This is a genomic window from Streptomyces profundus (assembly GCF_020740535.1).
Classification (GTDB): Bacteria; Actinomycetota; Actinomycetes; order Streptomycetales; family Streptomycetaceae; genus Streptomyces; species Streptomyces profundus.
The window spans coordinates 5118824-5133420 of sequence record NZ_CP082362.1 but is presented as its reverse complement, the minus strand read 5'-3'; the positions used below and the strand labels follow the sequence as shown (position 1 = coordinate 5133420).

At 70.7% G+C, this 14597-nt stretch carries 13 protein-coding genes; 9 read left to right on the top strand and 4 right to left on the bottom strand.

Annotated elements, in window-relative coordinates:
* Positions 1-105: 105 nt before the first annotated feature.
* On the top strand, positions 106-453 hold the full coding sequence (locus K4G22_RS22660; protein ID WP_228082180.1) for a DUF1330 domain-containing protein: 348 nt from the start codon (positions 106-108) through the stop codon (positions 451-453).
* Positions 454-532: 79 nt separating this feature from the next.
* On the opposite strand, the gene K4G22_RS22655 is transcribed toward K4G22_RS22660, so the two are convergent.
* Positions 533-1003 (bottom strand): nitroreductase family deazaflavin-dependent oxidoreductase, encoded by a 471-nt coding sequence (locus K4G22_RS22655; RefSeq protein WP_228082179.1) that lies wholly within the window; start codon positions 1001-1003, stop codon positions 533-535.
* A 135-nt stretch (positions 1004-1138) separates the two neighbouring features.
* Here K4G22_RS22655 and K4G22_RS22650 point away from each other — a divergent pair, with 135 nt between their 5' ends.
* From K4G22_RS22650 to K4G22_RS22625, 6 genes are all read left to right on the top strand, one after another.
* The gene (locus K4G22_RS22650) at positions 1139-1837 is read left to right on the top strand and encodes a TetR/AcrR family transcriptional regulator (protein WP_228082178.1); all 699 of its coding nucleotides are present in this window, start codon (positions 1139-1141) and stop codon (positions 1835-1837) included.
* Positions 1838-2326: 489 nt separating this feature from the next.
* The gene (locus tag K4G22_RS22645) at positions 2327-3994 is read left to right on the top strand and encodes an ABC transporter substrate-binding protein (protein ID WP_228082177.1); all 1668 of its coding nucleotides are present in this window, start codon (positions 2327-2329) and stop codon (positions 3992-3994) included.
* Complete coding sequence (locus K4G22_RS22640) at positions 3991-4941, top strand: ABC transporter permease (RefSeq protein WP_228082176.1); 951 nt, start codon at positions 3991-3993, stop codon at positions 4939-4941. The genes K4G22_RS22645 and K4G22_RS22640 overlap by 4 nt, the downstream gene beginning before the upstream one ends.
* A 33-nt stretch (positions 4942-4974) precedes the next feature.
* Positions 4975-5883, top strand: a complete 909-nt coding sequence (locus K4G22_RS22635; RefSeq protein WP_228082175.1) for an ABC transporter permease — start codon at positions 4975-4977, stop codon at positions 5881-5883.
* Entirely contained in the window at positions 5880-7547 is a 1668-nt protein-coding gene (locus K4G22_RS22630; protein ID WP_228082174.1) for a dipeptide ABC transporter ATP-binding protein, read from the top strand. The genes K4G22_RS22635 and K4G22_RS22630 overlap by 4 nt, the downstream gene beginning before the upstream one ends.
* Positions 7544-8386 carry a DUF1684 domain-containing protein gene (locus K4G22_RS22625; protein ID WP_228082173.1) on the top strand — a complete coding sequence of 281 codons (843 nt, stop codon included), beginning with the start codon at positions 7544-7546 and terminating at the stop codon, positions 8384-8386. Before K4G22_RS22630 ends, K4G22_RS22625 begins: the two co-directional genes overlap by 4 nt.
* Before the next feature lie 15 nt (positions 8387-8401).
* On the opposite strand, the gene K4G22_RS22620 is transcribed toward K4G22_RS22625, so the two are convergent.
* The 3 genes from K4G22_RS22620 to K4G22_RS22610 all read right to left on the bottom strand — a co-directional run bounded on the left by K4G22_RS22620 (position 8402) and on the right by K4G22_RS22610 (position 11640).
* Positions 8402-9028: an OsmC family protein gene (locus tag K4G22_RS22620; RefSeq protein WP_228082172.1), complete on the bottom strand. Its 627-nt coding sequence runs from the start codon at positions 9026-9028 to the stop codon at positions 8402-8404.
* Between the two features lie 365 nt (positions 9029-9393).
* Complete coding sequence (locus K4G22_RS22615; protein WP_228082171.1) at positions 9394-10260, bottom strand: esterase/lipase family protein; 867 nt, start codon at positions 10258-10260, stop codon at positions 9394-9396.
* Positions 10261-10425: 165 nt separating this feature from the next.
* Positions 10426-11640 (bottom strand): MFS transporter, encoded by a 1215-nt coding sequence (locus K4G22_RS22610; protein ID WP_228082170.1) that lies wholly within the window; start codon positions 11638-11640, stop codon positions 10426-10428.
* Positions 11641-11760: 120 nt separating this feature from the next.
* Between K4G22_RS22610 and K4G22_RS22605 the strand changes: the two genes are divergently transcribed.
* Complete coding sequence (locus K4G22_RS22605) at positions 11761-12318, top strand: helix-turn-helix domain-containing protein (protein WP_228082169.1); 558 nt, start codon at positions 11761-11763, stop codon at positions 12316-12318.
* A 307-nt stretch (positions 12319-12625) separates the two neighbouring features.
* Positions 12626-14596, top strand: coding sequence for a hypothetical protein (locus tag K4G22_RS22600; RefSeq protein WP_228082168.1), 1971 nt, complete (start codon positions 12626-12628; stop codon positions 14594-14596).
* Position 14597: the final 1 nt, after the last annotated feature.

Below are 14597 nucleotides of genomic sequence, written 5' to 3'. Positions count from 1 at the left end.
CGCGGGGCGCGTACCCGAGCCCGTCGACGTCCCCTTTGTCGCCCGTTGTCTAGTGTGGGATCACCGGCGGGAACAACCCGCCGGTCGAACAGCGGAGGAGACACCGTGCCCGCGTATGTCATCGCCCACCTGCGGGAGGCCGCCCCCCACGCGGAGATCGCCGCCTACATGGAGCGCATCACCGCGACCTTCGAGCCGCACGGCGGCCGGTTCCTCGTGCACGCCACCCAGCACGAGGTGCTGGAGGGCGGTTGGCCCGGCCATGTCGTCATGATCGGCTTCCCCGGCCTCGCCGAGGCGCGCGCCTGGTGGGACTCGCCGGCGTACCGGGAGATCGCCCCGCTGCGCTCGCGGCATATCGAGGGCGACATCATCCTCGTCGACGGTGTCCCCGAGGGATACGACCCGGCCGGCACCGCGCGGGCGATACGCGCCGAACTCCCGGAGGACTGACGCGCATCGCCCGGGCGGCCGGGCGGACCGGCGGCACACGGGCCGGCTCGTTCGAGGAACGACGGCGCCGGCCCGTCGGTCACCTGCCGTCCCGTCGGGTGAGGGTGAGCTCGAAGACCGGGTGGTCGCCGGCGACGGCGCGCAGTTCGGCGTCGGTCGAGTCGGCGGTGACGCCCTTGAAGAAGCGGCCCACCTGCTTGCTCCAGCGGCGCAGATAGGCGCGGAGCAGATCGGGCCTGGCCTCCTCGGGGACCTCGACGGCGGTGAAGGGGGTGACCTTCCGGCCCAGGCTGAGCTCCCCCTCGCCGGCGGCGCGCAGGTTGTGGGTCCACTGCACATGGCCGCGCGGGGCGACCAGGTAGTGGCGGCCATCGACCGTGAGCAGGTTGACCGGGGCGTGCCGCGGCTCGCCCGACTTCCGTCCCCGGACGGCGAGTCGACGGGAGCCGGCGACGCCGAAGCCGAGCCGGTGCAGGGCGGAGACCAGGGGGTTGGCCACCCGGCGGGTGAACCAGTCGGGCTTGAGGACGTGGGTCTGTCGCGCGGTCATGGGAACCTCCCCGGTAGCGCGGTGAACTGTGAGCACCGCTCTGCGTTGAGATCAACAGTGACACCGGCGACCGGGAAAAGCAAGAGCAGTGCTCTCGATATTGGCCAGCGCTCCGAAAGCTGGCACACTGCTCCCATGACAGCCATCCGCACCGCGAGAGCACGCGCGCGACAGGAAGTGACCCTGGCGATCAAGGACGAGGCGCGCCGGCAGCTGGCCGCCGAGGGCGCCGCCAAGCTCTCCCTGCGGGCCGTCGCCCGGGAGCTGGGCATGGTCTCCTCGGCGCTCTACCGCTACTTCCCCGGCCGCGACGAGCTGTTGACGGCCCTGATCGTCGACGCCTACACCGCGCTCGGCGACGCGGTGGAGGCCGCCGTCCAGCGCACCGTCGACGAGGCGCCGCTGGTCCGCTGGCTCGCCGCCTGCCACGCGGCCCGCGACTGGGCCATCGCCCACCCCCACGAGTACGGCCTGATCCACGGCACCCCCGTGCCCGGCTATGCCGCGCCCAACGACACCTCGGCCCCCGCCTCGCGGCTCCCCCTCGCGCTGGTCACCATCGCCACCGACGCGCTCCACGCCGGCCGGCTGGCGCAGGCGCCGGGCGACGCACCCCCGCCCGAGGTGCTGGCGGATGTCCAGACCCTCGTGGGCGAGCACGCCCCGGAGTTGGACGCGGCCACCCTCGCGCGGCTCCTCGCGGCCTGGGGTCAGCTCCTCGGCCTGCTCAGCATGGAGGTCTTCGGCCAGTTCAACGGCGTGGTCACCGAACGCCGGCCGTTCTTCACGCACGCCACCACCCGGCTCGCCGCCAACGTCGGCGTCGTCCGTTAGTTCCGTCAGTCAGGCCCCGACTCCCGTGTGTGCGGGGCGCGTTGGGCGTCCGGCCCCGATCGGAGGCCCCCGTTCCCCGCACGTCGTGTGATGCGCGCCATTGACGTCCGGCCAAGTGTGGCGCAATCTCTCCCCATGCAACCGCTTCTGACGTTGCGCCGCCACGTCGACCTCGGACGTGTCACCTCGGCCTCCTGTCGCCCCTGACGTCGGCCCCCGCCCGGGCCGGGCAGCGCATCACGTCCGCCGTTCGGCGGGCGGCGCCCCTGCCCCCGGCAACCGCCCGCCGCCCCGCGCGGCGCGGCCCACGAGCCCAGCTCGTCACCTCACCACAGGCTCCCGCCAGCTCCCGCCCGCGCGCCCCGGCCACCCAGCCGTGACACGCGGCGCGACGGCGCGCGGGGGCATGTCGTGCCCCGTCGCCCCGCCTGCCCGCGCGCCGCCGTCGCGCCGCGTCCGGGTGCGTTCCCTCGGAAGGAAGCCCCTCGCATGCCCTCCTCACGTCTGCCAGCACCGAGACGCCTGTCCGGCCCCAAGGGCTGGACCACCGCCACGGCGACCGCCGTGGCCCTCTCCCTCGTCCTCACCGGCTGCGGCTCCGACGGGGACCAGGACGCGTCGGGCAACGCCGCCGCCGGCGATCCGGTGGACGGCGGCACCGTCACCTACGGCTTCACCGAGGCCCCCGACTGCGTGGACTCCCGGCAGCGCCCGCAGCTCAACTCCCGCACGATCGGCCGGCAGTTGGCCGACACCCTCACCGAGCAGGACCCGGCGACCGGCGAGGTGCTGCCCTGGCTGGCGACGTCCTGGTCGGTGAGCGACGACGTCACCGCGTTCACCTTCGAACTGCGTGACGATGTGACGTTCAGCGACGGCGAGACGTTCGACGCCGAGGCCGTCAAGGCCAACTTCGACGCCGTCGTCGAGCTCGGCGCGCTCGCCCCGCAGGGCAGCAGCTTCCTGGCCGGCTACCAGGAGAGCGTCGTCGAGGACGAGTTCGTCGTCACCGTCCGGTTCGAGGAGCCCAACGCGCAGTTCCTCCAGGCGACCGCGACCCAGTCCCTGATCCAGCTCTCCCCCGCCTCCCTCGGCAACGAGCCGGCGGACCTCTGCCAGGGCGACTTCGCCGGCTCCGGGCCCTTCACGCTGGAGAGCTTCACGCCGGACTCCACGGTGGAGCTGGTCCGCCGCGACGACTACGCCTGGGCGTCGCCGATCGCCGAGAACCAGGGCGCGGCGCATGTCGAGCGCGTGGTGCTGGAGGGCATCCCCGAGGGCAGCGTCCGGCAGGGCAGCCTCACCAGCGGCCAGGTCGACGTCATCGAGTCCGTACCGGCCTCGGGCCTGGCCCAGTTGGAGAGCGACGACCGGTTCACCGTGGACAGCGTCGTGCTCCCCGCCATCGCCATCCCCTATGTGCCGCTGGTGCACAGCCCCAAGCTGGGCGACGCCGACACCCGCCGCGCGCTCAGCCTGGCGCTGGATCGGGAGGCCATCGTCTCGGCCGTCTACAACGGCGTGAGCCAGCCCGCCACCGGCGTGCTGACCAGCACCAACCCCGGGCACCTCGACCAGTCGGACGAGGTCAGGTACGACCCGGAGGCCGCCGAGGAGCTGCTGGACCGCGCCGGTTGGGACACCGTGGGCGACGACGGGATACGCGAGAACGCGGACGGCGAGCGGCTGAGCCTCACCATCACCTACGCCAGCGGCAGCCCCGAGTCCGAGCAGCAGCACCAACTCGCCCAGCAGCAGTGGGCGGAGGTCGGCATCGAGCTGACGCTCGACCCGGTCGCCGAACTCCCGCTGGTCCAGATGGACGAGTACCCGGGCGACATCGCCACCTGGAGCCAGACCCGCGCCGACGTGGATGTGATCCGGCTGGTCTACTCCTCGTTCCACCCCGAGATGAGCATGCTCTACAACCACCCCGACGAGGAGTTGGACGCGCTGCTCAGCTCGCTCCAGACCACGGTGGACTCCGAGGAGCGGCTGGAGATCGCCGAGCAGGCGCAGCGCCGCATCATCGAGCAGGGCTACTCGGTGCCCGTCTACGACCGGGTGTGGGCCTACGGCTATCCGAACGAACTGGGCGGCTTCGCCACCGACATCGAGGGCAAGGCGCTGCTCAACGAGGTCTGGCTGACCTCGTGACCCGTTATGTCCTCGTCCGGCTCGTCAACGGCCTGTTCGTGCTGTGGGCGGCGCTGACGGTCTCCTTCCTGGTGCTGCACCTGGTGCCGGGCGACCCCGTGTCGGTGATGCTGCGCGGGGCCGGCGGCGAGGGCTCGGCGGTCGACCCGGCCGCCGCGGACGAGCTCCGCGCCGAGCTGGGCCTGGACCAGCCCGTCCACCAGCAGTATCTGGAGTTCGTCTGGAACGCGCTCAGGCTCGACTTCGGCACGTCCTTCCAGTCGGGCGAAGAGGTGACCGGGGTGCTCTCCAGGGCGCTCCCCGCCACCCTCGAACTGGCCGTCACCTCACTGCTGCTGGTGCTGCTGGTCGGCGTCACCACGGCGGTGGGCGCGTCGCTGCTGCCGACCGCGCGGCTGCGGTCGGCGGTGCTGTCGGCGACCGTGGTGGGCAACGCCCTGCCCAGCTTCTGGACGGGGATCATCCTGCTCCAGGTGTTCTCCTTCGGGCTCGGCTGGTTCCCCGCCTACGGCAACGGCGAGTTCGCCCAACTGGTGTTGCCCGCCATCGCGTTGGCCCTGCCGAGCATCGGGTTGCTGACCCAGGTGCTCGGCCGGAGCCTGCGCACCGCGCTCGCCGAGCCCTATGTGCGCACCGCGCGCGCCAAGGGCGCGTCCCGGCTGCGCGCGGTGACGGCGCACGCGCTGCGCAACGCGGCGATCCCGGCGATGACGCTCTTCGGCCTGATGATCGGCGGCATCGTCGCCGGCGCCATCATCACGGAGAGCGTCTTCTCCCGGCAGGGCCTCGGCCGGCTGACGGCCGAGGCCATCAGCGCCCACGACTTCCCCGTGATCCGCGCGCTGGTCTTCCTCGCCGGGGCGCTCTATGTGGCGGTCAACCTGGCCGTCGACCTGATCTATCCCAAGGTCGATCCCAGGATCGTCCTGCGGTCGACCGGCGCTTGACCGGAGCCGGCCCGAGAAGAGACGAGAAGGACCGTGGTACAGGACTCCCCCAGCGTCACCCTCGCCAAGTCCCCCGATCCGACCGGGACCCCGGCCCTCAGGCGTCGGCCGCCCACCCGCCTCGGGCTGCGGCCCGGGGAGCTGGTGCGCCGCCCCATGCTGCTGCTGGCCGTGCTCTATGTCGTGCTGGTGGCCGGCTGGACGATGGCGCCCGGTCTTTTCGCCGGCCAGGACCCGCTGCTCACCGACGCGTCCAAGAGCCTGACCGAACCGGGCTCGGCGCACTGGTTCGGCACCGACAACCTGGGCCGGGACGTCTACGCCCGGGTGGTGCACGGCACCCGGGTCTCGATCGTCGCCGGGCTGCTGGCCGTCGCGCTGTCGCTGGTCGTCGGCTCGCTGCTGGGCGTGCTCGCCGGCTACGCGGGCGGCTGGCTCGACCAGGCGCTGATGCGGCTGGTCGAAGTCCTCGTCGTCATCCCCGGGTTGCTGCTCTCCCTGGCGGTGGTCTCCATCCTCGGCTTCGGCACCACCAACGTGGCGATCGCCGTCGGCATCGCCGGCATCCCCAGCTTCGCCCGGGTGGTGCGGGCCGAGGTGCTGCGCATCAGGGGCAGCACCTATGTGGCCGCCGCCGTCACCAGCGGCCACCGCACCCCGACGATCCTGCTGCGCCATGTGGTGCCCAACGCCTCACCCCCCGTCCTGGTGTTGGCCGCGCTGGACATCGGCGGCGCCGTCCTGTCCATCGCCGCGCTGAGCTTCCTCGGCTTCGGGGCCGCGCCGCCGGCGCCCGAGCTGGGCGCGATGGTCTCGCAGGGCCGGGACTACATCGCGACCGCCTGGTGGCTGACCACCTTCCCCGGCGTGGCCATCGCCCTGCTCGTCCTGTCCACCAGCCGCATCGCCCGCGCCCTGGAGCGCACCGGAGTGTCCTCGTGAGCGACGAACCCCACCCCCTGCTGTCCGTCGAGGACCTGCACGTCACCTACCGCACCCGGCGTGCCACCGTGGACGCGGTGCGCGGCGCCTCGTTGACCGTGCCGCCGGGCGAGACCGTCGCCCTGGTCGGCGAGTCGGGCTCGGGCAAGTCCACCGTCGGACTCGCCGTGCTCGGACTGCTGCCCGAGGGCACCGAGTCCGTCCGGGGCACGGTGCGGCTGGCCGGCCGGGAGGTGCTCGGCCTGCCGGACCGGCGGCTGCGCCGCCTGCGCGGGCGGGAGATCGCCTTCATCCCGCAGGACCCCAAGGCGTCCCTCAACCCGGTCCAGCGGGTCGGCGCCCAGATCGCCGAGGCGCTGCGCATCCACGGCCTGGTGACGGGCGCCGCCGAGACCAGGGAGCATGTCGCACGGCTGCTGGACGAAGCGGGGCTGCCCGAACCCGCCCGCGTCGCGGGGCAGTTCCCGCACGAGCTGTCCGGCGGCATGTGCCAGCGGGTGCTGATCGCCATCGCGTTGGCCGGCCGGCCCAGACTGCTGATCGCCGACGAGCCGACCAGCGCCCTCGACGTCACCGTGCAGCGCCGCATCCTGGACCATCTGGCGAAGGTCACCGGCGAGACGGGCGCCGGGATGCTGCTGATCACCCACGATCTGGCGCTGGCCGCCGAACGCGCGGGGCAGGTCGCGGTGATGTCCCAGGGCCGCATCGTCGAGAGCGGGCCGAGCGGGCGGGTGATCGGCGCGCCCGCCCACCCCTACACCAGGGAACTGGTCGCCGCCGCGCCCTCCATGACGGCGCCGCCCGCCGTCGAGACGTCCCAGGACGCCGAACCGCTGCTGACCGTCGAGGGGTTGCGACGCGTCTACCGGGTGCGCCAACCCGCCGGCGGACATCGGGAGATCGCAGCCGTGGACGGCATCAGCTTCTCGCTGGCGCGCGGCGGATCGCTGGGCATCGTCGGCGAGTCGGGCTCCGGCAAGTCGACCACGGCGCAGCTGCTGCTCCGCCTCGACCGGCCCGACGCCGGGCGCATCGTGCTGGACGGCGCCGATCTGGGCGGTGTCTCAGCGGCCGAACTGCGGGCGTTGCGCCGGCATGTGCAACCCGTCTTCCAGGACTCCTACGGCTCGCTCGACCCCACGTTCACCGTGGCCAGGTCCATCGCGGAGCCGCTGCGCGCCTTCCGGGTGCGGGGTCGCGCGGCGCGGGTGACCGAACTCCTCGACCTGGTGCGGCTGCCCGCCTCGGTGCGCGACCGGCGGCCGGCCGAGCTCTCCGGCGGCCAGCGCCAACGGGTCAGCATCGCCCGCGCGTTGGCCCTCACCCCCCGGCTGCTGGTGCTGGACGAGCCGGTCTCGGCCCTCGATGTGTCCGTCCAGGCCCGGGTGCTCGACCTGCTGGCCGAGCTGCGCCAGGAGTTGGGCCTTTCCTATGTCTTCATCTCGCACGACCTCGCCGTGATCCGGCAGGTCTGCGACCGGGTGCTGGTGATGCGGCACGGCCGGATCGTGGAACACGGCCGGGTCGCCGACGTGTTCACCAACCCCCGACACCCGTACACCGAGGAGCTGTTGGCCGCCATCCCCGGCGGCCGACACGGCGCGCCGGTGGAGGCCACCGGCCAGCCGTCCGCCACCCCCACCATCGGAGGAACACGATGACGATCCCCGAAACCGCCCCGGACGCGGCCGACCGCGCGGCGTTCGAGGCCGCCTGGCGGCAGTGGCGCGCACAGCGCGACCGCACCCTGACCGCGCCCCACGGATTCCTCGCCGTCACCAGCCTCCGCTGGCTCGGCCCGGCACCGGAGCGCTTCGAGGACGCGCCCGGCGCCTGGTCCAGCACCGAACACGAGGGTGTCGTGGTCGAGTTGGCCGCCGACGAGCAGCTGACCCTCGACGGCGAGTCCCTCGTCGGCCGGCATGTCTTCGGCCACCTCCCGGAGCGCGGCGGGGTGACCGCCGAGGCCGGCGACACCCTGCTGGAGATCGCCAGGCGCGGCGGCCAGGACATCCTGCGCCCCCGCCACCCCGAACATCCGCTGCGCACCGGCTACACCGGCACCCCGAGCTACGCCCCCGACCCCGCCTGGGTGCTTCCCGGGCGGTTCGTGCCGTTCGACGAGCCCCGCTCGGTGACGGTGGGCGCGGCCGTCCCCGGGCTTGAGCACGTCTACCAGGCGCCGGGCGCCGTCGAGTTCGACGTGGACGGAGAGCGGCACCGGTTGACCGCGTTCAACGGGGGCGCGCCCGGCGCGCTGCTGCTGCTCTTCACGGACGCCACCTCGGGCGTCACCACCTATCCGGCCAGCCGCTCGCTGGCCCTGGACCCGCCGGACGCCGCAGGGCGGGTGACCGTCGATCTCAACCGCGCGGCCAACCTGCCCTGCGCCTACACCGACCACGCCACCTGCCCGCTGCCACCCGCCGGGAACCGGCTGCCGGTCGCCGTCGAGGCGGGGGAACGCCTCCCGCTGGAACGCGGCGGAGCCCCGGACTGAGACGGGCCCGGTGCGTCAGACCTCGCGGGGGCTGCCGGTCAACACCACGCGGCCCGTGACGTGTTGGGGGTTGATCAGCAGGTTGTAGATCGGGCACTCCCGCTCCACCGTCTCGTGCAGCTCCCTGACCCGCTCCGCCGAGGCGGGGGAGGTCAGATGCACGGTGTAGCTGATGTTGTGCGGGTAGATCGGCGTCTCCTCGAAGCCCGGCTTTCCACCGCGCGGGTCCTGATCGGCCTCGACCTGCACCTCCAACGCGTCCAGCGGCACCCGCAGCCGCGCCGCCTGGATCAGGAACACATGGGTGAGGCAGCTGGAGAGCACCCCGAGCTGGATCTCGGGGGAGGCCGGGCCCAGGTCGTAGCCGGCGAAGTCCAACGGCGAGTCGCTGACGATCTGGTGGTGCCGGATGCGGATGCGGCGCACCCCGCTGCGGGCCTCGGCCGAGGCCCTGGCCCGCAGCCGGTGCGGCTGGGTCGGCGGGTTGGCGCGCGCCGCCTCCTCCCGCGCCAACAGCGCGGCGCGCTTCACCGTCAGATACTCGCGCAACCCCGGCTGGGGATCGGGCGCGGTCTCCAACAGGATTTCCTCCGGGGCGTCTTCTTTTTTAGCCGGCTTCTGGGTGCGCTGAGCGGTGCTCATCAGGGTTTCCTTCCAGGGCCATGAACAGGCGGCGGATAATGGGGTTCAACCGGCCCGGGGCGCAGGTGGGGAGGGGGTTTCCGACCTGCTGACGATGCCGGGAAAGGAGACTTTCCGCATTCTGTGCGGCCCGATCCCCCTATTTCGACCCACCGCCGACGATAACCATCCGAATTCGCCGACGTCAAGGCTGAATTGACCACAGGAAACTCGCAACAATATGGCCGAACTGTTTACCGGTATTGCGTGGCATGACGCACGCCCTGACACCGCGATGGGATGCCGGCAGCGGCGGGGCAGGACTCAGGGGAGGCCGGGACCATGACGCGGCAGAGCGCGACCGACCGCGCGGGGCGCCCGGGCGGTCAGAGGATGTGCCGGCAGTCGGTGGGTTCGGCGGCGGCCGGGTTCAGGGCGTTGACGACCTCGTGGAAGGCCATCCGGTCGGTGAGGCCGATGGTGACATGTTCGGAGATGTTCAGCGGGCACAGGTCCTGGAGCAGCACGTTCCGCACGCCGGGTTCGTCGATGAACTGCGTCCGGTAGGGGGTGACGACCTCGTCGTAGCGGGTGGCTATCACGGTGTACTCCACGCCGGGCACGGTGTAGCCGTCCGCGTTCAGCTCGGTGAGGAAGTCCGAGCCGACCACCTGCTGGAGCATCCCGGGGGAGAAGCCGTCGATGGCGTCGGCGAGCCCGGGGAAGACGTCGAGCAGCGCGGTCAGCCCCAGCAGCGTGGTGCCGTTGGTGCTGGGCGCGATGGCGACCAGCGCGTTGACCTTGTCCGCCGCGCCCGGGTGGTTCTTCAGGTAGTGACGGGGCATCATCCCGCCCTGGGAGTGGCCGACGAGGTCCACCTCGTCGGCCCCCGTTTCGGCGAGCACCTCGTCGACGAAGGCGGCCAGTTGCCCCGAGGACTCCTCGATGGGTCCGAGGCCGTGGAAGACCGGCAGCCACGGCAGCTGCCCGTAGTCCAACGAGTAGGCGCAGTAGCCGCGTTCGACCAGATAGGGGGCCAGGCCCAGCCAGTTCAGGGTGGCGTTGGCGCCGGTGCCGTGGACCAGGACGACGGGGCGCGGATGCTCGGAGACGCAGTCGGTCTTGTTCCAACCGCCGGTCGCGGCGGCGGCGTTCGCCGTGCCGCCGGGGAGGGCGAGCAACGGCAGGGCCAACAGGGCGGCGAGCAGGGCGAATCGGGCTCTTCTTGACGGTCCGGACTTCCCGAAGGGCATGGCGGCTCTCCTCACCCGAGGATCTCGGTGTGGCTCATGTCACAGCGACGGACCCTGTCAAGTTACGGGCGGGTAACCCGACTCGCCCACACCGCCGACGGTGAAGAAACGTCCACACCCCGCGCACAGGACCAGCACCGCCCCCACCGCGCACGCCGGTTTCCGCTACTCGTGACGGCCCGTCCGCCGGGGGGCGCGGGCAGCACCGCGTGGGAACACCGAGTGCAGCACCACGAGGCAGAGCGCCCCGAGCAGGGCGGCGAAGCTGCCGACGAGTGCGGCGCGCAACCCCAGGAGCGCGAGGAGTCCGCTGACCGCGATGACGCCGAGCGCGCTCGCCGTGCGCAGCAGCGCGAACATCTCCGCCCGGCGCGAGGGCGGAGCGAGCCGATCCAGGATCAGCGAGTAGAAGGTGCCGAGGCTCGGCAGGAAGAACCCGATGACGGCGGCGCCGGCGAGGGTCAGCACGCTGTTCCCGCCCGTGAGGACCAACGCCGACCCCGCCGTGGTGGCCGCGAGATAGCCGACGACCTCCCCGTTCCGGGCGATGCGATTGCGCACACTGACCCAGACGCCGCCGGCGATCGAACCAAGGCAGAGCACCGAGGCGAACAGGAACGCCCAACTCGGGGCGAGGTCGAAGGAGAGCGCGAACGAAACGGCCCCCACCTCCACGGCGGCGACCGTGCCGCTGCCGGCGGCGGCACAGACCAGCCAGAGCGACGCCTCGCGGGGAAACCGCTGCCGCGCGGGGACGGGATCGCCGCTCCGCCGTCCGCGCGCCCGCGGAACGGCGGGCATCAGGACCATGGGCCCCACGCCGAGCACCGTCATCGCCACCATCGCCCAGACCGGGGAGATCGCGCCGAGCAGCGACGCGAGCACGGGCGCCAGCGCGAACGTGATCTCGTTCAGCGTCGCCGCCACACCCAACGCGCGGGGCAACCCGCGTGCGTCCACCAGGTAGTTGAGCAGCAGGCGCTGATAGCCGTGGGCCGCGCCGTTGACGGCTCCGGCCGCGACGACCATGACGATGAGCGAGAGAAAGGGAGCGCCGAGGGACGCGAGCACGGTGACGGCGGCGAGGGCGATGGTGCGGACGGCTATCAGCGCCCGCAGGTAGCGCACGCTGTTGAACCGCGCGCCCAGGCGCGCTATCGGAACGGAGCCGAGCACCTGCGCCGTCGTCATGGCGAAGACCATCGCGGCGCCGGAGGCGGCCGTCCCCGTGATCGGGAGCGCCACCAGACCGAAGGCGATCGGGGCAGCCGCCTGCGGAACTCCGAAGGTCCCGGCCCCTGCCTGCCACCGTACGATGTCCAGCCGGGAGCCGGAACCGGCCGCCACCCGTGGCGACGAGGTCATTCGCGTCCAGGTCACCCAGGCCCCCATCTCCCCACAGACGCACGGCGCTGTGGTTCGGCTCGCCGCCCGCCCGACGGACGGTGAGCAGTATAGTGCGCAGTCGAGGGCCATGGCCGGTAGGTGGGTGAGGAGCGCATGGGCGAGCGGATCCGCCCCGAGGTGGTCGTACTGCTGGGCGACCGCATCCGTTCGGTGCGGCAGGGCGCGGGGTTGAGCCTCGTGCGGCTCGCGGAGCTCAGCGGGGTCAGCCGGCGGATGCTCACGCAAATCGAGCTGGGCCAGGCGAATCCGAGCCTGGGGACGGTCGACCGGATCGCCTTCGCGCTCGGGACCACGTTCCCCGCACTGGTCGGCGTGCTCGGGGAGCCCTCGCCCGACGGCGTCAAGGTGTGGTCGACGCCGAACGGGAGTTGGGCCTACCTCCTCAAGGCGATCGAGACGAGCCAGGTGTCCGTGGAGCTGTGGAAGTGGCATCTGGTCGGTGCCGACCGCTACCGGGTCACGCCGTCGACGGGTGTGGCGGACTCCATGACCCATGTCCAACAGGGCCACCTTCGCGTCCGGTCGGACGCGTCCGAACTGCGGATCGACGAGGGCGAGTCGGCCCGGCTGGCGAGCACGCACCCCTACACCTTCGAGGCCGGCTCCGATGTGACGCGCTTCCTCTGGGTGGTAACGCTGGCCCGGGGCTGAGCACCCCCGGGCCGGAAAACGGCGGCGCTCATCAAAAGAATCGTGCGGATGAGGGATATAAATACCCCCCGCTGATCTCTTCCCTGCCCATGACTCGAAAACTCCCCCGATTCCTGAGGCGTTGATGTCCTCCGGCATCCCGTTATCCGAAACGGATGGCGGCATTACGTCCAGTCGGTGTGATTCCGTGTCCCTCGTTCGGAGGGAGGAAACGCTTCTTCGGATGCACCTCTCCTGGCCGACAGGCAAGCTGTCGCCGGCAGTCGACACCGTCGGCGCCATCTCGCCAACCAATTGGAGTTTCGGCATGGTCGATCCCATTGGCCCGACGATGGCCGGTGGCACCACCACGGTCAGCAAGCAGGGCTACGTCATCACCTTCTTCCCGGACGCCAACAACTACGATCTGATCCAGGCCGGCAAGAACCCCGTCTACTACTATCTTCCAGAGTCCCTGAGGGTGGCCCGAAAGAACGGCGACGAGGGGGACTTCAAGTTCTCCCTTCTCCGTTTCGCCGGGCAGGGCGAAGGCAAGGACGATGTCGCGGGCGGGCTGCTTTCCCTCACCGTCACGGGAAAGCCCGACGGCACCGTCCTCAAGCAGGCGATGATGGAGGTCGAGGCGCACTGCGCCAACAACTCCAACGGCCTGTGGAACAGCGGCGGCGGCAAGCCCCAGTTCCAGACGGTGACCTGTATGGCGAACACGGTGTCCCTCTCCGGAATCAAGGTGACCAGGGACGGCTTCAAGCTCGCCCAGCTGGACGAGTCCGGCAAGGTGTCCGTCGTGGAGAGGTCGAATTTCGACGACCAGGCCCATGAGTCACTGATCAGAGGCGGCCATCCCAAGGGTCTCGACCCCAACGAATGGCTCTGGGTCTTTCAGGGGGAGGCAGGCGGCTCCATCGACCCCAACACCGAGCAGGCGTTCGCCGCGATCGTCAGCAGATATCCGGCTGAGGTCCTCTACAAGGGCTTCAAGGACGCCGCGACAAGTCCCGTCTACGCCAACTCCGTCATGGAGGTGGAGATGTGGACGCCCAAGGTCTCCCTGAGGATCGAGGGAGACTGGGAGTCCGTCTACGAACACTTCTCGATGGATGCCCAAGCCCACAGCATCTGGTGGTCGGCCGATGTCAAGCGCGTGTTCGACGAGGTCATCAAGAACGAGAAGATCAAGGTCACCATCACCCCCGCGGGCAACTTCCCCGGCGCCGACGAGCTGGCCAAGTACCTCAGGGAGAAGTCCGACCTGCTGGTGGACAAGATGACCGAACTCGGCAGGAACTTCATCTTCCAGCCGGTGGAGGAGGAGACCCCGGCGGAGTCCTCCTCATCGGATTCGCCGTTCAGCTGGTGGGGCGGCGGCGGGCTCTCCCTGAGGTCCCGGGAGGAAGTCATCAAGGTCAAGATCTCCTACGAGGAGGAGATGCAGTTCAGCCACCGCCAGACCACCTCCGTCTCCAGCTCCCTCGAAGGCATGTTCAACGAGATGAAGCCGGGCGACGAACAGAAGTACTTCCCGGTGGTGCACCTGGACGACTGGCCCGCCAAGATCAACCGGGTCAGTGCCGCCTACGCCGAATGGCCGCTCGGCATCTACGACTCGCTCTCCATCCAGATCGGCTACCCGAACGACAAGGGGACGTTGATCTGGAAGTCCAAGGTCTTCACCCGCCCGGCATCCGGCGAGGAACTGGAGCGCTGGGAGTACTCCACCATCATGTGGGACGAGGGGGACGTCAAGAACCCGCCGGCCGGCTGGGAGCCAGACCGCACCTTCATCAAGCGCGCCATTCACTTCAACGAGCCGGACTCCACCAACGAGAAGATCGTCATGCATGTGGCCGAGCCCCATGTGCAGATCGATCCGGAGCCCAATGGCACACCGGTCAAGGACGACATCATCGAGGTGCGTGCCTCCTCGGAGAACCTCATGCATGTGAGGGCGATGTTCTCCGGGAGAGTGAAGGAGGATCAGTACGCGGAGTTGATGATGGAACTCGTCGACAAGGACGGGAAGGTCATCGAGGGAGCTGAGCCCGCGTACTTCTATCTGGACTACGGGGACAAGGATCTCTACCGGCACTGGATCATCAGCCCGGCCCCCGAGCTGAAGCGCTTCCAGTACACCGTGACCGTGGTGGACTACGAGGAGGGCGTCGAGTGGTCCAAGGCCTACGACGCCAACAACAACCTCGGCCCCCGGGTGCCGATCCCCAAGCAGGGGGACAAGGGCGTGACCATCAAGGCCACGAAGAAGACACGGCGCAAGTAGA